This window comes from Pseudoduganella namucuonensis (genome assembly GCF_900116645.1).
GTDB classification, from domain to species: domain Bacteria; phylum Pseudomonadota; class Gammaproteobacteria; order Burkholderiales; family Burkholderiaceae_D; genus Rugamonas; species Rugamonas namucuonensis.
The window spans coordinates 1-22,904 of record NZ_FPBO01000056.1 but is presented as its reverse complement, the minus strand read 5'-3'; the positions used below and the strand labels follow the sequence as shown (position 1 = coordinate 22,904).

At 68.0% G+C, this 22,904-nt stretch carries 20 protein-coding genes; 8 read left to right on the top strand and 12 right to left on the bottom strand.

All coding sequences use genetic code 11. The features are described 5' to 3' along the window. Positions 1-17: 17 nt before the first annotated feature. From BM436_RS33665 to alr, 3 genes are all read right to left on the bottom strand, one after another. A complete protein-coding gene (locus tag BM436_RS33665; protein ID WP_093561108.1) occupies positions 18-338 on the bottom strand; it encodes a PilZ domain-containing protein in 321 nt (106 codons plus the stop codon). A gap of 138 nt (positions 339-476) precedes the next feature. Then, entirely contained in the window at positions 477-1,856 is a 1,380-nt protein-coding gene (radA, locus tag BM436_RS33660; protein ID WP_093561106.1) for a DNA repair protein RadA, read from the bottom strand. Between the two features lie 25 nt (positions 1,857-1,881). Next, the gene (alr, locus tag BM436_RS33655) at positions 1,882-2,970 is read right to left on the bottom strand and encodes an alanine racemase (protein ID WP_093561104.1); all 1,089 of its coding nucleotides are present in this window, start codon (positions 2,968-2,970) and stop codon (positions 1,882-1,884) included. Positions 2,971-3,226: 256 nt separating this feature from the next. Between alr and lplT the strand changes: the two genes are divergently transcribed. Beyond that, on the top strand, positions 3,227-4,489 hold the full coding sequence (gene lplT, locus BM436_RS33650; RefSeq protein WP_093561102.1) for a lysophospholipid transporter LplT: 1,263 nt from the start codon (positions 3,227-3,229) through the stop codon (positions 4,487-4,489). Position 4,490: 1 nt separating this feature from the next. Here the strand turns inward: lplT and BM436_RS33645 are convergent, their stop codons facing one another. Genes BM436_RS33645 through tsaB form a run of 4 tightly spaced genes read right to left on the bottom strand, consistent with a single transcriptional unit; the run spans position 4,491 to position 7,864 of the window. Next, complete coding sequence (locus BM436_RS33645) at positions 4,491-5,537, bottom strand: DUF1853 family protein (protein ID WP_093561100.1); 1,047 nt, start codon at positions 5,535-5,537, stop codon at positions 4,491-4,493. Then, a complete protein-coding gene (locus tag BM436_RS38610) occupies positions 5,521-6,687 on the bottom strand; it encodes a uracil-DNA glycosylase (RefSeq protein WP_307667000.1) in 1,167 nt (388 codons plus the stop codon). Before BM436_RS38610 ends, BM436_RS33645 begins: the two co-directional genes overlap by 17 nt. Beyond that, the gene (gene rimI / locus BM436_RS33635) at positions 6,684-7,154 is read right to left on the bottom strand and encodes a ribosomal protein S18-alanine N-acetyltransferase (protein WP_093561098.1); all 471 of its coding nucleotides are present in this window, start codon (positions 7,152-7,154) and stop codon (positions 6,684-6,686) included. Before rimI ends, BM436_RS38610 begins: the two co-directional genes overlap by 4 nt. Further along, on the bottom strand, positions 7,151-7,864 hold the full coding sequence (tsaB, locus tag BM436_RS33630; RefSeq protein WP_093561096.1) for a tRNA (adenosine(37)-N6)-threonylcarbamoyltransferase complex dimerization subunit type 1 TsaB: 714 nt from the start codon (positions 7,862-7,864) through the stop codon (positions 7,151-7,153). Before tsaB ends, rimI begins: the two co-directional genes overlap by 4 nt. A 115-nt stretch (positions 7,865-7,979) precedes the next feature. Here tsaB and BM436_RS33625 point away from each other — a divergent pair, with 115 nt between their 5' ends. Next, entirely contained in the window at positions 7,980-8,405 is a 426-nt protein-coding gene (locus BM436_RS33625) for a thioredoxin family protein (RefSeq protein WP_093561094.1), read from the top strand. A 75-nt stretch (positions 8,406-8,480) separates the two neighbouring features. Here BM436_RS33625 and BM436_RS33620 read toward each other — a convergent pair whose 3' ends face one another. Beyond that, positions 8,481-11,615, bottom strand: coding sequence for an EAL domain-containing protein (locus tag BM436_RS33620; RefSeq protein WP_093561092.1), 3,135 nt, complete (start codon positions 11,613-11,615; stop codon positions 8,481-8,483). Positions 11,616-11,803: 188 nt separating this feature from the next. Between BM436_RS33620 and BM436_RS33615 the strand changes: the two genes are divergently transcribed. Further along, positions 11,804-12,310, top strand: coding sequence for a DUF1993 domain-containing protein (locus BM436_RS33615; RefSeq protein WP_093561090.1), 507 nt, complete (start codon positions 11,804-11,806; stop codon positions 12,308-12,310). Between the two features lie 18 nt (positions 12,311-12,328). Here the strand turns inward: BM436_RS33615 and BM436_RS33610 are convergent, their stop codons facing one another. Together BM436_RS33610 and BM436_RS33605 are read right to left on the bottom strand one after the other, a co-directional pair. After that, positions 12,329-12,538, bottom strand: a complete 210-nt coding sequence (locus BM436_RS33610) for a DUF1289 domain-containing protein (RefSeq protein ID WP_093561088.1) — start codon at positions 12,536-12,538, stop codon at positions 12,329-12,331. A gap of 20 nt (positions 12,539-12,558) precedes the next feature. Then, positions 12,559-13,122, bottom strand: a complete 564-nt coding sequence (locus BM436_RS33605) for a DUF1415 domain-containing protein (protein ID WP_093561086.1) — start codon at positions 13,120-13,122, stop codon at positions 12,559-12,561. A gap of 260 nt (positions 13,123-13,382) precedes the next feature. On the opposite strand from BM436_RS33605, the gene BM436_RS33600 reads away from it, so the two are divergent. The 4 genes from BM436_RS33600 to BM436_RS33585 all read left to right on the top strand — a co-directional run bounded on the left by BM436_RS33600 (position 13,383) and on the right by BM436_RS33585 (position 17,746). Beyond that, on the top strand, positions 13,383-14,756 hold the full coding sequence (locus tag BM436_RS33600) for a transglycosylase SLT domain-containing protein (protein ID WP_093561084.1): 1,374 nt from the start codon (positions 13,383-13,385) through the stop codon (positions 14,754-14,756). 201 nt (positions 14,757-14,957) lie between these two features. Next, positions 14,958-15,749: an enoyl-ACP reductase FabI gene (gene fabI / locus BM436_RS33595; RefSeq protein ID WP_093561082.1), complete on the top strand. Its 792-nt coding sequence runs from the start codon at positions 14,958-14,960 to the stop codon at positions 15,747-15,749. 42 nt (positions 15,750-15,791) lie between these two features. After that, positions 15,792-16,358, top strand: coding sequence for a sigma-70 family RNA polymerase sigma factor (locus BM436_RS33590; RefSeq protein WP_093561080.1), 567 nt, complete (start codon positions 15,792-15,794; stop codon positions 16,356-16,358). Then, entirely contained in the window at positions 16,355-17,746 is a 1,392-nt protein-coding gene (locus tag BM436_RS33585) for a hypothetical protein (protein ID WP_093561078.1), read from the top strand. The genes BM436_RS33590 and BM436_RS33585 overlap by 4 nt, the downstream gene beginning before the upstream one ends. 13 nt (positions 17,747-17,759) lie before the next feature. On the opposite strand, the gene BM436_RS33580 is transcribed toward BM436_RS33585, so the two are convergent. Next, positions 17,760-20,669: a DUF2135 domain-containing protein gene (locus BM436_RS33580; RefSeq protein WP_093561076.1), complete on the bottom strand. Its 2,910-nt coding sequence runs from the start codon at positions 20,667-20,669 to the stop codon at positions 17,760-17,762. 402 nt (positions 20,670-21,071) lie between these two features. Here BM436_RS33580 and BM436_RS33575 point away from each other — a divergent pair, with 402 nt between their 5' ends. Beyond that, the gene (locus BM436_RS33575; protein ID WP_093561074.1) at positions 21,072-22,541 is read left to right on the top strand and encodes a DEAD/DEAH box helicase; all 1,470 of its coding nucleotides are present in this window, start codon (positions 21,072-21,074) and stop codon (positions 22,539-22,541) included. 51 nt (positions 22,542-22,592) lie between these two features. Here BM436_RS33575 and BM436_RS33570 read toward each other — a convergent pair. After that, positions 22,593-22,904 (bottom strand): IS1595 family transposase (locus BM436_RS33570; protein WP_143133443.1); only part of this gene is annotated, 312 nt, incomplete at its 5' end.

Below are 22,904 nucleotides of genomic sequence, written 5' to 3'. Positions count from 1 at the left end.
ATTAACGTGTTTGCCGCTCAGCGCATGAATTTCGCAATGGCGGCCAGGGCGGCGGGTTCCGGATTGATGAACTGGAAGCCGACTTTCACGTCGTCGCCGCTGAAGATGCAATACGTCACTTTCGAGCGGGAGGTGATGATCATCGGTTTGCCGTCGACCAGCATCTCGAACGAGACCTGGCCCGTCTGGCCGGTGGGCACCATGTGACCCATCGTCAGCGAAATACCGGTGGAACAGATGTCGATGGTGCGGGCCGGCGCCGGGGTGGCGCCATCGAGCACCACCATTGCCCGCGCGCGCAATATCTTGCGGTTGGTTTGCCTTTGATCTACTAGCACTCTTGATCCTATTAACTTGATAGCGTTATCTAGCAAGAGCGCGTCGCAATGCGCGCCCTACACAGCCATATATTGTACTTCGCCTTCACATTCGCTGCAGGAGCGAAGTTGCCATGCGACACGTCATCGACCCGTTGTTTACTGCAGTTCGCGCAACTTGGTGAACGCGTCGTCGATGCGCTCCACCGCGACGATCTTCATGCCCTCGATGGCCTGCTTGGGCGCGTTGGCCTTGGGGATCATGGCGATCGAAAAGCCCAGCTTGGCCGCCTCGCGCAGGCGCTCCTGGCCGCGCGGCGCGGGACGGATCTCGCCGGCCAGGCCCACCTCGCCGAACACCACGAAACCGGCCGGCAGCGCCTTGTTGCGCATCGACGAGTTGATCGCCAGCAGCACGGCCAGGTCGGCCGCCGGCTCGGTGATCTTGACGCCGCCCACGGCGTTGATGAACACGTCCTGGTCGAAGGCGGCGATGCCGGCGTGGCGGTGCAGCACCGCCAGCAGCATGGCCAGGCGGTTCTGCTCCAGGCCCACCGACAGCCGGCGCGCGTTGGGCAGGTGGCTGGCGTCCACCAGCGCCTGGATCTCCACCAGCAGCGGGCGGGTGCCCTCCTGCGTCACCATCACGCAGGAGCCGGGCACCTGGTTGTCGTGCTGCGACAGGAACAGCGCGGAGGGGTTGGACACCCCTTTCAGGCCCTTTTCCGTCATCGCGAAGACGCCCAGCTCGTTGACGGCGCCGAAGCGGTTCTTGATGGCGCGCACCAGCCGGAAGCTGGAGTGGTTGTCACCCTCGAAGTACAGCACGGTGTCGACGATGTGCTCCAGCACCCGAGGACCGGCCAGCGCGCCCTCCTTCGTCACGTGGCCGACCAGGATGATGGTGATGCCGGTCTGCTTGGCGCAGCGGGTCAGCTGGGCCGCGCATTCGCGCACCTGGGCCACCGAGCCGGGGGCCGAGCTGAGCGCGTCCGAATACATGGTCTGGATCGAGTCGATCACCGCCACCTGCGGCTTCAGGTCGGCCAGCGTGGCCAGCACCTTTTCCAGCTGGATCTCGGCCTGCAGCTTGAGGTCGCGCGCGTCGATGGCCAGGCGCTTGGCGCGCAGCGCGATCTGGGCGCCGGACTCCTCGCCGCTGACATACAGCACGCTCTTGAGGTGCGACATGTGGGCCAGCGCCTGCAGCAGCAACGTCGATTTGCCGATGCCGGGGTCGCCGCCGATCAGCACCACGCCGCCCGCCACCAGGCCGCCGCCCAGCACGCGGTCGAACTCCTCGATGCCGGTGGGGAAGCGCGGCACGTCCAGCGCCTCGATGTCCTGCAGCGACAGCACGGGCGCGGTCTGCGCCAATGCCTGGTGCTGCGGATTGGAATAGCGGTTGTTGCCGCCGGCCGTCTCGACGATGGTTTCCACCATCGTGTTCCACTGCTGGCAGGCGGCGCACTGGCCGGTCCACTTGCTGCTGGTGCCGCCGCATTCGGTGCACGTGTAATTGGTCTTGGCCTTGGCCATTGCTGCCTTTCCTGGCTTTCCGCCTTTAACTTTCCCGCACCCGCACGCGCGGGGCCAGGGCACACATCAACTCGTAGCCGATGGTGCCGGAAGCCTCCGCCACCTCGTCGATGGGCATGCCCTCGCCCCACAGCACCACCCTGCCGCCGACGCGCGCGTCGGGCACCGGCGTCAGGTCCACCGTCAGCATGTCCATGGACACGCGGCCGACGATGCGGGTGCGCACGCCATCCACCAGCACCGGCGTGTCCTGCGGCGCGTGGCGCGGGTAGCCGTCGGCATAGCCGCAAGCAACCACGCCGATGGTCATCGGGCCGTCGGCCTGGAAGCGGCTGCCGTAGCCCACGCAGTCGCCGGCGTCTATGCGCTGCACGGAGATCAGTTCGCTTTCCAGGGTCATGGCCGGGCGCAGGCCCAGTTCCGCCGCGCTCTTGCCACCCGGCGTGCCGCCGTACAGCATGATGCCGGGCCGTATCCAGTCGCTCACCAGCTCGCCGCCCAGTTCCGGCATCTGGAAGATGCCGGCCGAGTTGGACAGGCTGCGCGGACCCGGCAGGCCCTGCGAACCGGCCTGGAAGCGGCGGATCTGTTCGCGGATGGAGACGCGCGGATGGGCCGCCTCGTCGGCGTTGGCGAAGTGGGTCATCAGGGTGATCTCGCCCACGTGCGGCAGCGCGCGCAGGCGCGCGTGGACGGCGGCGAATTCCTCGGGCTTGAAGCCGAGGCGGTTCATGCCGGTGTTCATTTTCAGGTGCACGTTGACGGGGCGGGACAATTTCGCCGCCTCCAGCATCTCCAGCTGCGCCGCGCAGTGCAGCGCGCCGTTGACATCGTGCAGCGCCATCATGTCCAGGTCGGCCGGATCGAACCAGCCCTCCAGCAGCAGCACGGGCTTGGTCCAGCCCAGCTCGCGCAGGCGCACCGCGTTGTCCGGTTCGATCAGGGCCAGGCCGTCCGCGCCGGCCAGCCCCCGCATGGCGCGCTCCAGGCCGTGGCCGTAGCCATTCGCCTTCAACACGCCCCACACCTTCGACGCCGGCGCGCAAGCGCGGGCGCGGGCCAGATTGTGTTGGATCGATTCTATATGGATGGTTGCGACTATCGGCCGTGGCATGTTGATATCTGAAAGGTGATGGGAAGCGCGTATTCTACCGGATGGCGCGCCGCCGAAGACGGCCCCGCGCCGCAGGCCACATGGCAAGAATACTGTAATTATATACAGTCAATTCAAATACCCCAGGGTTATTTATTAAATACCCCTGGGGTATTTATGGCGCCGGCGGCCACACGAGTCATAAGCCCCGTTTCTAGCTGGTATTCATCCATTTATGGTATAAAGCAAGCCGAGATAAGTTTTCAGGTCTTCCAGAATGAATCGTGGTTTCTATACCATCATGGCAGCGCAGTTTTTTTCGTCGCTTGCTGACAATGCGCTGCTATTCGTCGCGATCGACCTGCTGATTTCCATGAAATCCCCGGCGTGGCTGACGCCATTGCTGAAACTGTCTTTTGTGCTGTTTTACGTGCTGTTGGCCGCTTTTGTCGGTGCGTTCTCGGATTCCCTGCCCAAAGGCAAGGTCATGTTCATCGCCAACATGATCAAGATCCTGGGCTGCGCGATGATCTTCTTCCATGTGCATCCACTGCTGGCCTACGCCATCGTCGGCTTCGGCGCGGCCGTGTATTCGCCCGCCAAATACGGCATCCTGACCGAGCTGTTGCCGGCTGAAAAGCTGGTGGCCGCCAACGGCTGGATCGAGGGCCTGACCGTCACCTCCATCATCCTGGGCACGGTGCTGGGCGGCGCGCTGGTCACCGGCAAGTTCTCCAGCTTCCTGCTCGGCATCGACGTGCCGATGGTCGAGACCGGCATCGACACCACCACCGAGGCGGCCCTGTGCGTGCTGGGCGCGACCTATGTGCTGGCCGCCGTCTTCAACCTGCGCATCCCGGACACCGGCTGCGTCTATCCGCACCAGGAACGCAATCCGATCAAGCTGATCGCCGACTTCTCCAACTGCTTCACGCTGCTGTGGCGCGACAAGCTGGGCCAGATCTCGCTGGCCGTGACCACGCTGTTCTGGGGCGCGGGCGCCACCTTGCAGCTGATCGTGCTGGAGTGGGCGCAGAAGGCGCTGAACATGCGCTATGACCAGGCCACCAGCCTGGTGGGCATGGTGGCCATCGGCATGGCCATCGGCGCGGTGCTGTCGGCCCGCTACGTCACGCTGCGCAAGTCGCTGAGCGTGATTCCGCTGGGCATCCTCATGGGCATGATCGTGATGGGCATGACGCTGGTGCATTCCAGCTATGTCGCCTACCCGCTGCTGGTGGTGATCGGCGCGATCGCGGGCTACTTCGTGGTGCCGATGAACGCGCTGCTGCAGCACCGCGGCCACGTGCTGATGAGCGCCGGCCATTCGATCGCGGTGCAGAACTTCAACGAGAACCTGTCCATCCTGGTCATGCTGGCGATGTATTCGCTGATGATACGGCTGCACCTGGGACTGGACGCCATCATCATCCTGTTCGGCCTGTTCATGGCGGGGGTGATGTTCTTTATCATGCGCCTGCACGCGGCCAACCAGCGCCAGCAGGATTCGATGTCGCTGATCGGCGAAGCCAAACACTGAACTAAAGCGGCAGCGCGCCCTTCGCGCGGCGCGCGGCGGCGCGTTCGCGCCAGTCGTCCGGGGTGATGAAGCCGCGCCCCGTTTCAATCAGCCAGCCGCCCTCCTCCCTGACCGTCGCCGCCATCACCGGCGACGCCTCCAGTTCGAACCGCGCCAGCACGGCCAGCGCCAGCGTTTCCGCGTCCAGCGCGGCGGCCCGCTCGACGGGCAGTATGGTGCCGGGCAACGCTGGCGCGTCCCCTGGCGCGGCCAGGCGCACTTTCAGCGGCGCCAGCCATTGCAGGCGCGGCATCACCACATAGCGCGGGCCGGCGGCGTTCCCGGCGGTGGCGTCGGCGTGCGCGGCGGCGAATTCACCCAGCGTGGTCCAGTAGCCCCGGCAATGATCGGCCGAGATGCCGTCCAGCGCGCGCGCCTCGCCGGGCGGATGAAACAGCCAGCCCTTGACCAGCGCCTGCGCCTTGTCCACCGGCCCAGGCAGGACAGCCTGGGCGGCGGGATGGTTGGCCAGTTCCAGCTGGCGGGCGAAGGTCTTGCGTATCTTGAGGCCCAGCGTGTCGGCCAGGTTGGGGCCGACCAGATGATTGAAGCCGGCGGCGTCGGCCAGGTTGTCCAGCAGGTAGAACTTGGTGGCGAACTCGTAGTGCAGCAGCAGGCCGCCTTCGCGCAGCAGAAAGTCGAACTCGCCGACGGTGTCGTTGCGGTTGGCGCGCACCTGCAGGCCGTGGGCGGCCAGCATGCCGTGCTGATCGAAATAGAAGGCCATCAGCTTTTCCGCGTACAGGCCGAGACGGGAATAGACGCGGCCGCCCAGGGCGGCGTCCAGCGGCGCGGGATCGCGCTCCAGCGCCGCCAGCCAGGCGCGGGTCGCATCCGACACCGGGCCGAGGGTGGCGACGCGGCCGTGCCAGTGCGGCGAGACCGGGTCCAGCAGGTCCGGCGCCTCCAGCAGCCAGGCCAGGGCGCGCACATGGGGGCGCGTCAGATGGCTCCAATGGCGCTCGAAGCGCGCCTGGAAGGTGTACCCGCTGTCAAGCGCGTCCGGCATGGGCGGCCTTCGCCAGGCACAGGTCGGCCCACGCCCGAGCCTTGTCTTCCGGCTTGCGCAGCAGGTCGGCCGGGTGGTAGGTGGCGACGGTGGGAATGCCGTCGTGGCGCAGCACCTTGCCGCGCGCGGCGGCGCCCAGCAGGCCCTTGCCGGCGGTGTGGCCCAGTGTGAGGATGGCGCGGGTGCCGGCCAGTTCCAGTTCGCGTTGCAGATAGGGGCGGCAGGAGGACAGCTCGTCCGGATTGGGCGGGCGGTCGGCCGGCGGGCGGCATTTCACCAGCGTGGTGACGTAGGCGTCCTCCTCGGGCGCGAGGGAGATGGCCTTCAGCATGTTGTCCAGCAGCTGGCCGGGTTCGGCGCTGACGGGACGCTGCTGCGATTCGTCCTCCTCGTTCGGGGCGGTGGCCAGCACCAGCCATTGCGCGTGCGCGTCGCCGCGTCCGGGGACGGCGGCCTTGCGGGTTTCGCACAGCTCGCAGCGGGTGCAGGTTTGCACGGCGGCCCGCAGGGCGGACCAGTCCATGTTGGCGATGGCTTCGGCAGACACGGGGCCGCGCACGGCGTTGTCGTCGAACGGCGCCGGCGGTGCGGCGCGAGCCACAGGGACCATGCCGGCGGGCACGTCGTCGAACCAGGCGGTCGATTCGTCGCCAATGCCGTCGGCGGCCGGGTGGGCGGCGGGCGGACGCGCGGCGGGTGGCTGGGCGGCCGCGCGTTGCTGGGCCGGCGCCGCGGGCGCCGACATGCCGGCCGGCGGGCGTTGAGGGGCGCCTGGCGCCTGGGCGGCCGCCTGTGGGCGCGCACCGGCGGCGGGCGGCGGGACGGCGGGCGCCTCGTCGAACCAGGCAGTCGAATCCTCGTCAGCGTTCGCGGCGGCCGGCGGCTGGCCGGCGGATGGCGTCCTCGCAGGCGACGCGGCGACGGGTGCAAGCTCGTTTGCAAGCGCGGCGGGGGCGGTCGCCGCGGCCTTCGGCGCGGCGGCTACCGCCTCGGCGGCTGGCGCACCGGCCGCTTCGCCCGCGTACACGATGGCGTCGGCGTCCAACCCGTCCGCCTCGGCATCCTCGTCGAACATGGCCGGCGCGGCGTTCCGCAAGCGCCATTGCGGGCCGATGCCCATCTCGTCCAGGAATACGGCGCTGCGGCTCATAGGGCGATACGCATCACGATGGCGTCCTCACGTTGCTGGTTCGCGGCCGGGTAGTAGGCCTTGCGGCGGCCGATCTGCTTGAAGCCGTAGCGCTGATAGATCTCCAGCGCGCGCGTGTTGGAGGGACGCACCTCGAGCAGCATGGCTTCCAGCCCCAGCCCGCGCGAGCAGGCCACCGACTGGTTCAGCAGGAAGCGTCCCAGGCCCTGCCCCTGCCGCTCGGCGGACACCGCCACGTTCAGCAGGTGCGCCTCGTCCACCACCTGCATGACGAGGAAATAGCCCAGCAGTTTCATGTCGTGGTCGCGCAGCACCCAGGCCTGGTAACCGCTGGCCAGCGAGTCGACGAAATTGGCCCGGCTCCACGGATACGGATAGACGCTCTGCTCCAGCGCCAGCACCTCGTCCACGTCGCGCGGCTGCATCGGCTCGTAGTTCAGCCGCGCCAGGTCCCACACTGGCTTCATGCCGCCGCCTTCGCCGCCGCGGCCGCCCGGTTCATGACGCCGCGCTCGGCGCTGGTGTAGGCGATCTTGTTGCGCAGGTAGAGCGGCTGGGCGTCGGCGGCCTTCACCGAGACGCCGGCCGCGAACGCGATGCGCGCCAGTTGCGCGATCTGCTCCGCGTGCGGCATCACGTCGGCGTGCGCACCGGCCGCGAAAGGCTGGCCGGCGAAGGCCTCGGCGTACGCCGCGAAGCCGTTGCCGCAGGCTGTCACCGCTCCCTGGGGGGCCACGCCCGCCGGCGCCGTCAGCGCCGCCGGCAGCACGGCCCGCAGGCCGTCCTCGTAGCGGTACTGCGCCCAGTACACCTCGCCCATGCGCGCGTCCAGCACCGCCAGGATGTCGGCGGCGCCGTGGCGCTGGTGGCAGGCCAGCGCCATCGCGTCCAGCGTCACCACGGGCACCAGCGGCAGGTTGGCGCCGTAGCCCAGTCCCTGGGCGATGCCGCAGGCGGTGCGCACGCCGGTGAACGAGCCGGGGCCGGAGCCGTAGGCGATGGCGTCGCAATCGGCCAGGGCGATGCCGGCTTCGGCCAGCAGTTCCTGGATCATGGGCAGCACCGACGCGGAATGCGTGCGCACGCCGTTGGACGAGCGGGCGACGACGCGGTCGCCGCGCAGCAGCGCGCAGGAGGCCATTTCGGAGGATGTTTCAATTGCAAGTATGGTAGGCATAGGCCGTATTTTAACCCGCCATGGGCATTCAACCCAGCCCCGGCGGCGGCGGCCCCGGCGGCGGCGGCGAGGCCGGCGGCGGCGGCCCCGGCGGCGGCGCGGTACAATACCTGCCATGCACAGCACCACCCTACATTCCGACAACCGCGCCGAAGTGACGGCCGCCCTGGCGCAGGACCGCTGGATCGTCGCCTGCCTGTGCGCGGCGTGGTGCGGCACCTGCGCGACCTACCGCGCCACCTTCGAGGAGCTGGCGGCGCGCCATCCCGACAAATACTTCCTGTGGGTCGATATCGAGGACCATGCCGACATCGTCGGCGATCTCGACGTGGAGAACTTCCCCACCCTGCTGATACAGCGGCACGAGCACGTGTCCTTCTTCGGCACCATGCTGCCCGATCCGCTGGTGGCGCACCGGCTGCTGCTGGCGCAGGCGGAGCTGGGCGAGGAGGAACTGGCGCGGCAGGCCAACAGCTCCGAGGAGCGGCGCCAGTGGCAGCGCGACTGCAATCTGCGCGCCCTGCTGAACACGAGCGCCTAACCCCGATGCGGCTCCACTGTTCACGCCGCTTGGGGTCTGACCCCGAATCGGCGTCAACAGTGGAGCGGCCCGGCGTTACGACAGCTTCAGCATCGGCATCCAGTGTTCCAACAGGTCGGCCGGCATCACCGGTTTGCTGTAGAAATAGCCCTGCGCCAGGTTGCAGCCGTGGCGCAGCAGGAACGCGGCCTGCTCCTCGGTCTCCACCCCTTCCGCGATCACCGACAGATTCATGCTCTTGCCAAGCTGGATGATGGCGATGGCGATGGCCTCGTCGTTGGCGTCGGTGGAAATGTCCTTGATGAAGGAACGGTCGATCTTCAGGGTCTGCACCGGCATCTGCTTCAGGTAGGCCAGCGACGAGTAGCCGGTGCCGAAGTCGTCGATCGCCAGTCCCACGCCGATCGAGTGCAGGTCGTTGATGAAGGCCAGCGCGTCGCCGGTGTTCATGATGACGGACTCGGTCACCTCCAGCTGCAGGCGCTGCGGCTCGAGCCCCGTCTCGCGCAGGATGTCGGCCACCATGCTGACGATGCTGCCGCGGTCGAACTGTTTGGCCGACAGGTTGACCGCCATCTTCGGCACGTGCAGCCCGGCGTCCTGCCAGCGCACCATCTGGCGGCAGGCCTCGGACAGCACCCACTGCCCCAGCTGGTTGATGAAGCCGGTGTCCTCGGCCAGCGGGATGAAGCGGATCGGCGGCACCAGCCCCAGTTCCGGATGGTTCCAGCGCACCAGCGCCTCGACGCCGATCAGGCGGCCGGTGTCGATCTCCACCTGCGGCTGGAAGTTCAGGAACATCTCCTCCTTCTCCAGCGAGCGGCGCAGGAAGGTTTCCAGGCGCAGGCGCTCGACGCCCTCGCCCGTCATCGACGGCGCGTAGAAGCGGTAGCCGTTGCGGCCGCGCGCCTTGGCCTGGTACATGGCCACGTCGGCGTTCCGGATCAACATGTTCAAGTCCTGGGCGTCGGCCGGGAACAGGCTGATGCCCACGCTGCAGGTGACGAACAGCTCGTGCCCGGCCACCATGAAGGGCTGCTCGAACATGGCCACCAGCTTCTCGGCCACCAGGCTGGCGCCGTACTGGCCGTCCACGTTCTCCAGCAGCACGATGAACTCGTCGCCGCCCAGGCGCGCCAGCGTGTCGCCCTCGCGCAGCTTGTCCTGCAGCGCGCGCGCCACCTGTTTCAGCAGCTCGTCGCCGATGTGGTGGCCCAGCGTGTCGTTGACGTTCTTGAAGCGGTCCAGGTCGATGAACAGCAGCGCCAGCTGCTCGTGCTCGCGCGTGGCGCGCTGCAGCGCGTGGTGCAGGCGGTCGTGGAACAGCAGGCGGTTCGGCAGCGCCGTCAGCGGGTCGTGGTGGGCCAGGTGGTCCAGCTTCTCCTGCGCCTCCTTGACCAGCGTGATGTCGCTGAACACGCCCACGTAGTGGGTGGTGGCGCCGTTGGTGTCGCGCACCGCGCTGATGGTCAGCCACTCCAGATACAGCTCGCCGTTCTTGCGCAGGTTCCAGATCTCGCCGCGCCAGAAGCCGGACGCCTCCAGCTCGGACCACAGCGACTCGTAGAAGGCGTCGTCGTGGCGGCCGGAGCGCGTCAGCGTGCGGTCCTGGCCCACCGCCTCCGGCTCGGTGTAGCCGGTGATCTGGGTGAAGGCGGGATTGACGGCGACGATGGTGCCGTGCGCGTCGAACACCATCACGCCGTCGGCGATGTGCTCGAGCACCGTGGCCGACAGGCGCAGCTTCTCCTCGGCCTCCTTGCGGGCGGTGATGTCAGCGTAGACCCAGATGCTGCCCTCGTTGGCGCGGTTCTGGTCGATGGCGCAGCCGGACACCAGGCACCAGAACAGCGTGCCGTCGCGGCGCCGGTAGTGGCGCTCCTCGCTGAAGTACTCGCCGGCGGCGAGGGTCGGGTACTGGCGCGCGCCGGCCACCTGGAACTCGGTCTCGGTGGGGAACACGATGGAGGTGGACTCGCCCACCATGGCGCCCGGCTCGTAGCCGAACAGCTCCTCGCAGCGGCGGTTGACCGAGACGATGCCGCGGTTGCGCACGAACATCACGCCGAACATCACGTTGTCCAGGATGGCGCCCTGCTCGGCCAGCAGCGCCTCGATGCGCATCTCGTTGTGCTTGCGCTGGCTGATGTCGGAGATGATGCCGTCCACCCAGGGCTGGCTGACGCCGTCCTCGGGCACCTGCGGCTGGCCGTTCTCGGCCACCCAGCGCTCGGTGCCGTGGGCGTCGATGATGCGGTACTCGATCTCGTAGGGCTTGCCGTCGACGATGGCCTGGGCCACCGCCTGGCGCTGCAGCGGGCGGTCGTCCGGCCAGATCAGGTTGGCCCAGGCGTGGGTGGTGCCGCGCATGAACTGCGCCGCCGGATAGCCGGAGATCTCCTCGATGGCGTCGCTGACGAAGTCGATCGGGCCGTCCGGGCGGAAGCGGAACACCGCGCCCGGCACCTGCGTGACGATGGTGCGGAAGCGCTCCTCGCGCTGGCCGATGTCCTCGAACAGGTGCTTGATCGCCACCCGCATCTGCTCCAGCTGGCCGGACAGGCGGCCCAGCTCGTCGCTGCCGGTGGGCTCCAGCCGGGTCTCGAAGTCGCCGTGCGACAGGCGGTCGGAAAAACGCATCAGCTTGCGCAGCGGGTTGATCAGGCGCTTGTTCAGGAACAGCACGATCAACAGCAGCGACACGGTCAGCTGCGCGGCCAGCACGAACACATAGGACAGCTGCTTCTCGCGCAGCTCCTGCTGGCTGCGGGCGTCGTCCATCTCGACCATGATGCGCCCGATGCGCTCGCCGCGCACCAGGATCTCGCGCTCGGCGCGGAACAGGTTGCCGATCACCTTGCGCGGCGACTGCACGTGCATGAACTGGGTGTCGGCCTGGCCGGTCACCTGCACCTGCAGCACGGAACGGTCGCGCATGACCGATTCGACCAGCGAATGGGCCGATTCGGCGTTCATGTTCCAGAGCGATTCCTGCATCCCCAGCGCGAGGATGTCGGCGTTGCGCTGCAGCGACTCGTTGAGCGCCATGCGCGCCGACTGCTGCTCGTGCACGCCGATCAGCAGATAGCTGCCGATCATGGCCGGGATGACCAGGCCGCCGAACACCACCAGCAACAGGGCGCCATAGATCGATAGGCCGTACAGCGCGCTCAGGCGGGAGCGCAACCTTCTATATAAATTGCTAATCATGCACGGACCGGATACCAGCTTTCGGAGGGCTCAACAGGTGGGAATTTGGACTATGCAACAATTATGCACGTAAACAAGCGCCCAAGTCATCAGAATACAATGCGGCGCGCGCGGGCCGCGCCGCGATGGGGCCAGCAAGGAATGCGCGGGCTTGCTATCATCGCCACTCTTTATAACAGGAATCCGCCATGACCTTCTCCGTGTACACCGCATCCATCCCCGTGTTCAAGCAGATCCTGAACAGCCTGAACGCCATCCTCGACAAGGCCGAGGCCCACGCCACCGACAAGAAAATCGACCAGGCCGCGCTGTTGCAATTCCGCCTGTTCCCGGACATGCTGCCCTTCGTCCGCCAGATCCAGATCGCCACCGATTTCGCCAAGGGCGCCGGCGCGCGCCTGGCCGGCCAGGAAGTGCCGGCCTACGAGGACACCGAAAAGAGCTTCGCCGACCTGAAGGGCCGCGTCGTCAAGACGCTGGCCTTCCTGGACAGCCTGAACGAGGCCGATTTCGGCGGCGCCGAGGAGCGCGCCATCGTCACCGGCAGCGGCGAGAAGACCAAGCACTGGGTCGGCCAGACCTACCTGCTGCACTACGCGCTGCCGCATTTCTTCTTCCACGCCACCACCGCCTACGACATCCTGCGCCACAACGGCCTGGAAATCGGCAAGAAGGACTTCATCGGCACCTGGTGATCCGGGGCCGGAACCGGCTCACGTGTTGCGGCGCGGGTAGCCCTGCGCCGTGATGCGTTCCCACACCGCCTCCTTCTGCTCGGCCGTCATCGACACCCAGTGCGCGACCTCGATGTAGGTGCGGCCGCAACCGCGGCAGATGTCGTCGAAGGTGGTCGAGCACACGGCCACGCAGGGCGTGTCCGGCCGTTCGACCGGCCGCACGGCCTCGTGCACCGCCCGCGGCATGCGCTTCAATTCCAACGCCGTCATGGCTCCGCCCGCAGGCCCAGCTGGTCCCAGCCGTCGTGGCCCAGCTTTTCCATGGTCTCGATGTTCTTCTCGAAGATGTCCTCCGCCTCCGGGAAGGCGGCCACCGCGCGGTCCACGCTCTCCTCGCGCAGCAGGTGCAGGGTCGGGTACGGCGAGCGGTTGGTGTAGTTCTCGATGTCGTTCTTGCCGGTGTCGGCGAACTGGTAGTCCGGGTGGAAGCTGGCCACCTGCAGCTCGCCGTCCAGGCGCATGTCCTCCAGCGCCGCGTCGGCCACGTCCAGGAACTCGTTGTAGTCCTCGAAATCGTTCAGCACTTGCGGGTGGATGATCAGGGTGGTGTCGACCTTTTCCGGGTCGGCGTCGGACAGGAACTGCATCTCGTCCATCAGCGTCTCCAGCAGCGCCTCGGGCGTGACGGCGTCGCTCACCACGTAGCGGATCTGGTTCTTGATGTGCACCGCCTTGGCGAAGGGACACAGGTTCAGGCCGATGACGGCTTTTTCCAGCCATTTCCGGGTGGCGGCGACGACCGCGTCATGGTCGGGGGCGGGCTTGTTCATGTCGGTTTTTCCTTAATCTCAACACTGCGAATCGGACGGCAAGGGCGCATTGTACGCACTCCCGGCGCGGCGCGCCATGCCGCCGAGGATGCGGCGGCGGCGCGCCCGGAATGCGCCATGATGTTGATTCCATTGATAATATTTAGATTGGCAAACTGTCATCGGGGCGACAATTTTCTTGACCCAGCCATACAACCTCCGTACACTGCCCCATTACTCATGGTCCGTCCGATGTTACCTGTCGACAACAATGGAGCACTATGCAAGCACGTTACAAGTACTCTCCGATGCTGGCCGCGCTACTGCTGGCGCCCGCAATCAGCCAGGCCCTCGATAGCGCGCCCGCCACGCTCTCCGGCACCCCGCTGACCGCGCCCGCCGCCACCAAGCTGCCGATCGCGGAGCTGCTCGCCCCCAAGGCCGCCGCCAAACCGGCGCCGGGCGTCGTCCTCAACGAGGACGCGTTCCGCGAGACCGACGTCTGGGGCCGCATCCGCACCGGCTACGCCATCCCCGACCTGAACAACGAACTGGTCCAGAAGCACGTGGCCTGGCACGCCGCCCGTCCCGACCACATGGCCCGCACCGGCGCGCGCGCCTCGCGCTACCTGTTCTACGTGGTCACCGAGCTGGAAAAACGCGGCATGCCGACCGAACTGGCGCTGCTGCCCTTCATCGAATCGGCCTTCAACCCGCAGGCGCTGTCCAGCGCCAACGCGGCCGGCATGTGGCAGTTCGTGCCCGGCACGGGCCGCGACTACAACCTCAAGCAGAACGCCTTCAAGGACGACCGCCGCAGCGTGATGGCCTCGACCGACGCCGCGCTGAGCTACCTGCAACGCCTGTACGACATGTTCGGCGACTGGCAACTGGCCCTGGCCGCCTACAACTGGGGCGAGGGCAATGTGCAGAAGGCCGTCAAGCGCAACCAGGCCGCCGGCAAGCCGATCGACTTCGACACCCTGTCCCAGCAAATGCCGGCCGAGACGCGCAACTACGTGCCCAAGCTGCAGGCGGTGAAGAACATCGTCGCCAACCCCGCCCAGTACGCGCTGCACCTGCCCGCCATCGACAACTCCCCCTACTTCACCGCCATCGACAAGACCAGCGACATCGACCTGACCGTCGCGGCCCAGCTGGCCGAGCTGTCGGTGGACGAGTTCAAGGCGCTGAACCCGCAGTTCAACCGCCCCGTCATCGTCGGCGGCGAGCAGACCCAGATCCTGCTGCCGAAGGAGAACGCGGAGAAGTTCAATCTGAACCTGGCGCAATGGGGCCGCGCCCTGTCGAGCTGGACGGTGCACAAGATCACCAGCGCGCGCGAGCGCATCGACACCTTGGCCAAGCGCTTCCAGACCACGCCGGAAGTGATACGCCAGGCCAACAACATCCCGCAAAAGAGCGTGCTCAAGGCCGGCTCCACCATCCTGGTGCCCAAGACCTCGTCCTCGCTGAACCTCAACATCACCCCCGAGATCGCCGACAACGCCACCGTCTCCTTCGAGGCCGACCGCGGCGCCGGCAAGTCGCGCTACCAGCGCGCCAAGGGCGGCGACGTCAAGGACGCGCCGGTCGCGCTGGTCAAGGCGCGCGTCTCGCGCGACGCCGCCGGCAAGAAGTCCAAGCAGAACTGAGAAGGGCGGCCCCGGCCGCCCGAATAGCACAGGCGTGCCGCCGCGTTCGCGACGAAAAGTTGCAGTCGCGGCAGCGACGTCCTACAATCTCGTTCTTGCGGTATCGGGTCCCCCACCCTCAACTAGAACAAACAACCCATACTGTCGTTGACGCCGCCGCAGCGCGCGCGTGCCATCGCAGCAGTAGTAATCGGAGTGAATATGGCATTCTTGCAAGGCAAAAAAATCCTCATCACGGGCCTCCTGTCGAACCGGTCGATCGCCTACGGCATCGCCAAGGCCTGCCACCGCGAAGGCGCCGAACTGGCCTTCACCTACGTGGGCGAGCGCTTCAAGGACCGCATCACCGAGTTCGCCGCCGAGTTCGGCAGCAAACTGGTGTACGACTGCGACGTCTCGAGCGATGAGCAGATCGCCGCCCTGTTCACCGACCTGGGCAAGGAATGGCAGCAGCTGGACGGCCTGGTGCACGCGATCGGCTTCGCGCCGCGCGAAGCCATCGCCGGCGAGTTCCTGGACGGCCTGACCCGCGAGAACTTCCGCATCGCCCACGACATCTCGGCCTACAGCTTCCCGGCCATGGCCAAGGCCGCGCTGCCGCTGCTGAAGGAAGGCTCGTCGCTGCTGACGCTGTCGTACCTGGGCGCGGTGCGCGCCATCCCCTACTACAACACCATGGGCCTGGCCAAGGCCTCGCTGGAGGCGTCGGTGCGCTACCTGGCCGAGAACCTGGGCCAAAAGGGCATCCGCGCCAACGGCATCTCGGCCGGCCCGATCAAGACCCTGGCCGCCTCCGGCATCAAGGACTTCGGCAAGCTGCTCGGCTTCGCCGCCTCGCACGCGCCGCTGCGCCGCAACGTGACGATCGAGGAGGTCGGCAACACCGCCGCCTTCCTGCTGTCCGACCTGGCCTCCGGCATGACCGGCGACATCCTGTACGTCGACGGCGGCTTCTCGCACGTGATGGGCCTGAACGCCGGCGATTACCAGTAAGCACCGAAGCCGCCGCCCGCTGGCCGGGCGGCGGCGCGCAGCATGCACAACCCTCCCTCCGACGAAGTCCTGATGCTGCGCTACCGCGAAGGCGACTTGTCCGCCTTCGAGGAGCTGTACCGCCGCCATAGCGGCGGCCTGTATCGTTTTCTGGCGTGGCGCTCGCCGCGCCGGGACTGGGTCGACGAGATCGCCCAGGACAGCTGGACCGGCCTGCACCAGGCGCGCGCCCAGTACCAGCCGCAAGCCAGCTTCCGCACCTATCTGTACCAGATCGCCCGCAACCGTCTGACCGACCTGCTGCGCCAGCCGCAGGCGTTGGTGGCCGACGGATCGGCCCTCGATCCGCCCGAGCCCGCCCGGCAAGGGGCCGACGCCGAGCTGGAGGCGCGCCAGCGCGACCGCGCGCTGCACGCGGCCATCCACGCGTTGCCCGCCGAGCAGAAGGAAGCGCTTATACTGCAACAATTCAGCGGCATGAGTCTCGAGGAGATCGCCGCGCTGGTGGCGGCGCCGGTGGAGACGGTGAAGAGCCGCCTGCGCTACGCGATGCGCAAGCTGCGCGAGCATTACGCGGCGGCGCCGTCCGCGCGGGAGGAACAGGCATGACAGGCAAGGACCAGGACCGGAGCGGCGGCGAGCCGCTCGACGACGAGGAATTCGACGCCTTCCTGCGCGGCGAAGGCCCGCTCGCGCGCGACCTCGCGGCGCTGGACCAGCCGCGCCCCACGCCCGAACAGGACGCCGCCATCCAGGCGCGCGTCGCGACCATGATGGCAGCCGAGAAGGCGGCGCGGGACGGGGCCGCCGCTTCCGGCGCGGCGGCGCCGGGGGAATCGCCCGTGCGCGCGGCGGCGCCCCTCGCCCCGCTGCGGCCGCCCGCGCGCTGGCTGGCCGATGCCCCGGCGCCATCCGCCAACGAGCCCGCCGCGCGTCCCGCCAAAGAGGCCGTCCCGGCCAGCGTCCGCCGCGCCATTCCGCCGCTCGCGCCCCGCGCGCCGCGCTGGCAGGAGCGCTGGCGCATGCCGCTGGCCCTGGCCGCCGGCGTCACCGCCATCTCCTTGGCGCTGCCCCTGTGGCAGCAGGACGAGGCGCGCCAGGCGCCGGCCACCGCCATGATCCCCGACACCACGCTGCCGCCTCCGCCGCCATTGGAAGCGGCCGCCACGCCTGAGCCGAGCGCCGGGCCCGAATCGTCCGCGCCATCGTCCGCGCCCCGCGCCTCATCCGACGCCGCCGCGGCTCCGGCGGCTCCGGTCGACGCGCCCGCTGCCCCGCCGCCGGCCGCACCCACCTCACCGGCGCCGGTCGCGACCCTCTCGACGGCGCGGGACGCGGGCAAGGGCGATGCCGCCGCCAAACCGGCGGCCTCTCCGTCCGTTGAGCGACGGGACGCCGCGGATGCGCGGAAAAAGGCCGCTGCCGCCAGCGAAGCCCGCGCGGCGCAAAAGACCCGGGAGAAGGCGGAATCCGCGCGGGCGAAGGCCACCGCCGACGCCGCGCGCGCGGAAGCGGCACGCCGCGCGCAGCGCGTGGCCGCCGCGCCCAAGGGCGAGGCTCCGCAAATCGAGCGCAGGCTGGCATCCCCCGCCCCGGTGGTCCAGCAGCCGCCGCCCCCCGCGCCGGCCCCCATGGCCGCCTCGCAGCCAGCGCCCCCGCCCCCCGCATGGCCAGGCAAACCGGCCCTCGCCCCGCCTCCCGCCCCGGCAACCGCGCACTCTTTCGTACAGGAAGAGGCGATGGCGAAAACAAGTGAGCGCCAGGCCACGTCGATCCCGGCCGGTCTCGGGAACGCGGCCCCGTCCCGCCCATCCGCCCCGATATGGACGCCATCCCAGGTCGCCAGCGCCAAAGCGGCGCTGGCCCACATCGAGGACCTGCTGAACAAAGGCCAGCGCCCCGAAGCCCAAGCCGAATTGAGAAAGTTCCGCGCCAGCCACCCGGGCTACCCGGTACCGGACTCCATTTCGGAGCAGCTGCGCGCGCCGTCGGAGTAAGGCGCCAGCGCGATCAGCGCACCTCGAACTCCCCCACCAGCACCGTGCTGCCCTGCCCCTTCAGGCGCAGGGTGACCATTTCATCCCTGGCGGCGGGCGTGCCGAAGCGGGTGGTCAAGCGCAATTGCAGCGTGGTGGCGCCAGCCACCAGTTGCTGGCGGTCGCCGAAGAAGTTGGCCTCCACGCGATACCTGCCCGGCTTGGCCACCCGCAGCGAGAACTCCTCCGGCCCGTAGCCGCCCGTGAAGTCGCGCGACATGCGGCCGCCCTGGCGGGTGTCGCGATGGCCGTAGTAGCACTTCTCGCCATTCGGATCGGTCACCCACAGGTCCATGTCGCTGTTGTCCGCGTCCCAGGTCATCACGGCGCGCACGTCCAGCGGCAAGTTGCGCAGCAGGCGCGAGTCGATGCCGCCGGTGTCCACCGCGCGCGCCGGCGCGGCGGCGATGACGGCGTTCATTTCGGCCAGCGCGATCAGTTCGATCTCGGCGAAGCGGCCATCCCAGGGCCGCAGCACCACCTCGTACAGCTGCTCCACCGCCTGTTGCGGCTTGCCGGCCGCCGCGTAGGCCAGCCCCAGGTCGCGGAACGATTGCGGCTCCTCCTCGGCCAGCTGGCGCACCTGTTCGAAGACCGGGATGGCCAGCGCCGGCTCGCCCATCTGCAGCAGCCGGTAGCCGAGGATGCGCAGCACGTGGCGGTTCTCCAGCTCCATCTCGGCCAGGTTGGACAACACCCGCAGCGCCAGGTCGCGCTGGCCGCGCTCGGCCAGCATGTCGGCGGCGTCCAGGTAGAAGGCGCTGCTGTTGGACCATGACGGCTTTTCATCCAGGTAGACCGCGTACAGCGCGTCGCCGGCGGCGGCCTTCATGCGCGCGATGTAAGGCGCGTTCGCGCTCCACTTCTTCAAGGCGATGCCGATGGAGGGCTGGGCGGCGCCGGAACCGGCCGCCTGCTCCAGCGCCGGAGCGGCATCCTGCGCCAGCCGCATCGCCATCACCGGCGCGCCCGCCATGGGCGCGGGCGACGGCATGGGCGGCGGCGCGGCCCGGCGCTCCTCGCGCGCCGCCACGCTCTTGTTCACGCCTTCGGCCATGCTCGCGGCGCGGCGCGCGTCCATGGCTGCCCCCAGGGGCGTCACGGGCGGCAAGGGCGGGATGGGCTTGGCCCGGTCCTTCGGATAGCTGCGCTCCCACCACGCCACCTTCTGCTCGAACTGCCGCACCACCGACTCCAGCTGCTTGTCGCGGCGCCGGGCCAGCGTGGCGCCACGCTCGGCGCGCAGCTTCTCATACTCCGCCCGCATCGACGGCGGCGGCGTCACGTCGTGGCGGACATAGTCATCCATCCGTTCCAGCACCAGCAGTGAAGTCTCGCGGGTCGGCATGCCGAACTTCGCGCCCAGCCTGCGTATGGCCGCGCGGCGCGATTCGAAATCGCCCTCCAGCTCGCGCAGCTTGTAGCCGGCCCACATCCACGCCGCCTGCCGGTGCGTGGCCGACGAGGCGTCCACCGCCACCTTCACCTCCACCGCGCCGCCCGGCTGCGCCAGCGTGAACGCCACCTGGGCCGACGTCCCGGTCAGCTTGCCCGCCACCCGCACCAGACCCTGGCGGATCGCGCCGCTGTCCACCAGCAGCTCGCCCGCGCCCTCGGCGCGCAGTCCCTGCACGCGCGCACCATCCGTCAACAGCGTCTCGGCCGCGGCGCCGTCCTGGCCCGCCTGCAGTTGCACCAGGGCGCCGCCGGTGCGCTCGGCCACCGCCGCCAGCCGCCCGGTGTCCGCGCTGGCCGAGGAATTGATCGCGTACAGGCGCTGCCCCGGCGCAAGCGTCGGGAAGCGCGCCGCGCCGTAATTGAGCATGCCGTCGCCGACCAGCAGGTATTCGTTCACGTCCGCCTGCGCCTTCCAGTCGGCCAGCGCGCTGGCGCCGTCGTAATCGACCGAGCGCAGGGCGTTGCGCAAGGCGTCCCAGCGCCCCTGCCGGACCTGGAACGTTTGCGCCGCGCCGGCGCGGTCGCGCAGCTGCACCAGGCGCACCTCGGCCTGGCCCACGGCCTTGAAGTAGCGGTCCAGCAGCGCCAGCTCCCGCTCATGCGCGCGGCCGGCGCCGGAGCCCGAGCTGTCCCACAGCAGTCCCACCACGCGCGGCAGCACGCGCGGCGCGCGCCGCGCGGACACCGGCGCCTCGGCCACGAAATAGGTCTCGCCCTCGAACCGCTGCACGTAGGCCTGCGCGCGCCGCGGGGCGGGCACGCGCAGCAGCACTTCGCCATCCGGATTGAAGCCGCCGCGCGCCACCGACGCGCGGTAGCCGCCGTGCATGGCGTCGAAGGCCAGGTCGCCCAGTGCGCCGCTGGCGCGGGGCGCCGCCGACGCGCCCCGCACCTGCGCGTCGAAGGTGAAATCGGCCATCGGACCAGCGAAGCCCAGCGGCAGCCGGTAGACCCAGTCGCCGCCATCGCGCGTCAGCGGCTCGACGTAGGTCAATTCCACCGTGCGCGTGCCCCGCGCCGGGATCGGATACACGCGCAGCTTGAAGTTGTCACCCAGGGTGTGCTCCAGCAGCGCCGGATCCACGCCCTGCCGCTCCACCTCCTCCAGTATCTGCCGTCCCCGGCTCTTCTCCACCGGCACGGCGGGCCGCAGGGCGCCGTCGATGTCCAGCGCGAACGCGGTGATTTGCCGGCCGTCCGCCAAGGGGAAATGCAGCTGGCCCTCCAGCGCGCGGGGATTGGGGTTGTGGAACACCATGGTGACCGTGGTTTCGGCCATGCCGCCGCTGATGGCCGTTCCCACGTGCAGGCTTTGCAGGCGCACCGGCCGTTCGCCGCGCAGGGTCTCCATCAGCGGCGGCTGCGCCGCCCGGGCGCCGCACATGGCGGCCAGCAACAAGACTAGGGCAAACAAACGCGTCAACATGGCATCCTCCTGAACTCCGGAACAACCGGCACGTTCATGAAACGGAGGAGCGGGAGGATCGGGGTTAAAATTCCGCGAAAATGGCCGCGCGCGGGGCGTTGTAAGCCACACGTAAGAATTTGCCCTCGCTTTATAGGAGAAACTGCTGTATTATGCTCGCTTGTGCGCTGCAACACCGCAGTGACTTAATAATAACTAGCAGCTACGCAAGCCTTAGCGCATCGTTCCTGATGATGCTTGAATAAAGCCCCCCGCCTTGTGTGTCGCCTCAGACACCGTCCCGGCGCAAAGCTTTTGTGCCGAAATTTCTAATCACACCGTTTAGAGTCATTTCGTTTGGTTGGCGTTGCTATTTTGCGTTCTGCGTTTTCGCACGAACGCTGATTTTTACGAAAGATAAGAATGACTTTTGAAGCACTTGGTATCAACACGTCCATCCTCAAAGCCCTGACCGACGCCGGCTACACCACGCCGACCCCGGTCCAAGAGCAGGCCGTGCCTGCCGCGATCGCAGGCAAGGACTTGTTGGTATCCTCCCAGACCGGTTCCGGCAAGACCGCGGCGTTCATGCTGCCGTCGCTGACCCGTCTGGCCGCCCTGCCGCCCGCCGCTCCCGGCAAAACGCCGAACCAGGAGATGCAAGCATCCCGCGCCCGCGGCGAGCGTCCACGTTTCAAGCCCGCGCAGCCAAAAATGCTGGTGTTGACCCCGACCCGCGAACTGGCCCTGCAAGTGACCACCAACACCGACAAGTACGCCGTCAACCTGCGCGGCATCAAGGCCGTGTCGATCCTGGGCGGCATGCCCTACCCCAAGCAGATGCAACTGCTGTCGCGCAATCCTGAAATCCTGGTCGCGACCCCGGGCCGCCTGATCGACCACATGGAGTCGGGCAAGATCGACTTCTCGCAGCTGCAGATCCTGGTGCTGGACGAGGCCGACCGCATGCTGGACATGGGCTTCATCGACGACATCGAAAAAATCGTCGAAGCGACCCCGGACAGCCGCCAGACCATGCTGTTCTCCGCCACGCTGGACGGCGTGGTCGGCAACATGGCGCGCCGCATCACCAAGGACCCGATGATCATCCAGATCATGAGCGCGGCCAACAAGCACGAGAACATCACCCAGCGCGCGCACTTCGTGGACGACCTGTCGCACAAGAACCGCCTGCTGGACCACCTGCTGCGCGACGAGACGCTGGACCAGGCCGTGGTCTTCACCGCCACCAAGCGCGACGCCGACACCATCGCCGACCGCCTGAACATCGCCGGTTTCTCGGCCGCCGCGCTGCACGGCGACATGCACCAGGGCGCGCGCAACCGCACCCTGGACAGCATGCGCCGCGGCCAGGTGAAGGTGCTGGTGGCAACCGACGTCGCCGCGCGCGGCATCGACGTGCCCACCATCACCCACGTGTTCAACTACGACCTGCCGAAGTTCGCCGAAGACTATGTGCACCGCATCGGCCGCACCGGCCGCGCCGGCCGCAACGGCCTGGCGATCTCGCTGGTGAACCACGCCGAAGGCATGAACGTGAAGCGCATCGAGCGCTTCACCAAGCAACTGATCCCGGTCACCGTGGTCGAGGGCTTCGAGCCGAAGCGCACCGCGCCACCGCGTTCGGCGGCCCGTCCAGGCGGCTGGAAGCCGGGCGACAACCGCGGCGGCAAGCCCGGTCAGCGCAGCTTCAGCAAGCCGGGCGCGGGCGCGCCCGCGCCGCGCAAGGAAGGCGGCGGCTACAGCCGTGACGGCGCCAGCTTCAGCCGCGATGGCGGCAGCCCGGCGCGCGAAGGCGGCTACAACCGCGACGGCGGCGGCTACAAAGGCGCCCGCACCGACGGCGCGCGCCGCAGCTACGGCGACCGTTAATCGCCCTGGCCGCACCCACGAAAACCACCGCCCGCCGGTGGTTTTTTTTGGCTATGTCGCGGCTAGGTGTGGAAATACGCCGACCGCTGCTTTCAGTAGTGTCGTTGGTGTATTGATGCGCTGAGCATCCAGTGCCCACCGCCATCCCAGGTAGTTGGGGAGGTAGTGCGTTGCGACGCCATGAAATCGCGCCAACCATTGGCGACAGCGACTGTGATAAGCATTGACGTTTTGTACGTGGATTGCGCCCCTTACTCGCTGTTTCGCCTTCAGGTTGATCACTTCGTGAGTAATCTGAGCTTCGCTAGCGAAGTAGCGATAAGCAGCGTTGGAATCACTGACCAGTAACACGTCCTTGTCGAT

Bases quoted from the DNA above. Each gene is read 5' to 3' on its own strand.
- radA (WP_093561106.1), bottom strand. From the start codon at position 1,856: ATGGCCAAGGCCAAGACCAATTACACGTGCACCGAATGCGGCGGCACC.
- alr (WP_093561104.1), bottom strand. From the start codon at position 2,970: ATGCCACGGCCGATAGTCGCAACCATCCATATAGAATCGATCCAACAC.
- lplT (WP_093561102.1), top strand. From the start codon at position 3,227: ATGAATCGTGGTTTCTATACCATCATGGCAGCGCAGTTTTTTTCGTCG.
- BM436_RS33645 (WP_093561100.1), bottom strand. From the start codon at position 5,537: ATGCCGGACGCGCTTGACAGCGGGTACACCTTCCAGGCGCGCTTCGAG.
- BM436_RS38610 (WP_307667000.1), bottom strand. From the start codon at position 6,687: ATGAGCCGCAGCGCCGTATTCCTGGACGAGATGGGCATCGGCCCGCAA.
- rimI (WP_093561098.1), bottom strand. From the start codon at position 7,154: ATGAAGCCAGTGTGGGACCTGGCGCGGCTGAACTACGAGCCGATGCAG.
- tsaB (WP_093561096.1), bottom strand. From the start codon at position 7,864: ATGCCTACCATACTTGCAATTGAAACATCCTCCGAAATGGCCTCCTGC.
- BM436_RS33625 (WP_093561094.1), top strand. From the start codon at position 7,980: ATGCACAGCACCACCCTACATTCCGACAACCGCGCCGAAGTGACGGCC.
- BM436_RS33620 (WP_093561092.1), bottom strand. From the start codon at position 11,615: ATGATTAGCAATTTATATAGAAGGTTGCGCTCCCGCCTGAGCGCGCTG.
- BM436_RS33615 (WP_093561090.1), top strand. From the start codon at position 11,804: ATGACCTTCTCCGTGTACACCGCATCCATCCCCGTGTTCAAGCAGATC.
- BM436_RS33610 (WP_093561088.1), bottom strand. From the start codon at position 12,538: ATGCCGCGGGCGGTGCACGAGGCCGTGCGGCCGGTCGAACGGCCGGAC.
- BM436_RS33605 (WP_093561086.1), bottom strand. From the start codon at position 13,122: ATGAACAAGCCCGCCCCCGACCATGACGCGGTCGTCGCCGCCACCCGG.
- BM436_RS33600 (WP_093561084.1), top strand. From the start codon at position 13,383: ATGCAAGCACGTTACAAGTACTCTCCGATGCTGGCCGCGCTACTGCTG.
- fabI (WP_093561082.1), top strand. From the start codon at position 14,958: ATGGCATTCTTGCAAGGCAAAAAAATCCTCATCACGGGCCTCCTGTCG.
- BM436_RS33590 (WP_093561080.1), top strand. From the start codon at position 15,792: ATGCACAACCCTCCCTCCGACGAAGTCCTGATGCTGCGCTACCGCGAA.
- BM436_RS33585 (WP_093561078.1), top strand. From the start codon at position 16,355: ATGACAGGCAAGGACCAGGACCGGAGCGGCGGCGAGCCGCTCGACGAC.
- BM436_RS33580 (WP_093561076.1), bottom strand. From the start codon at position 20,669: ATGTTGACGCGTTTGTTTGCCCTAGTCTTGTTGCTGGCCGCCATGTGC.
- BM436_RS33575 (WP_093561074.1), top strand. From the start codon at position 21,072: ATGACTTTTGAAGCACTTGGTATCAACACGTCCATCCTCAAAGCCCTG.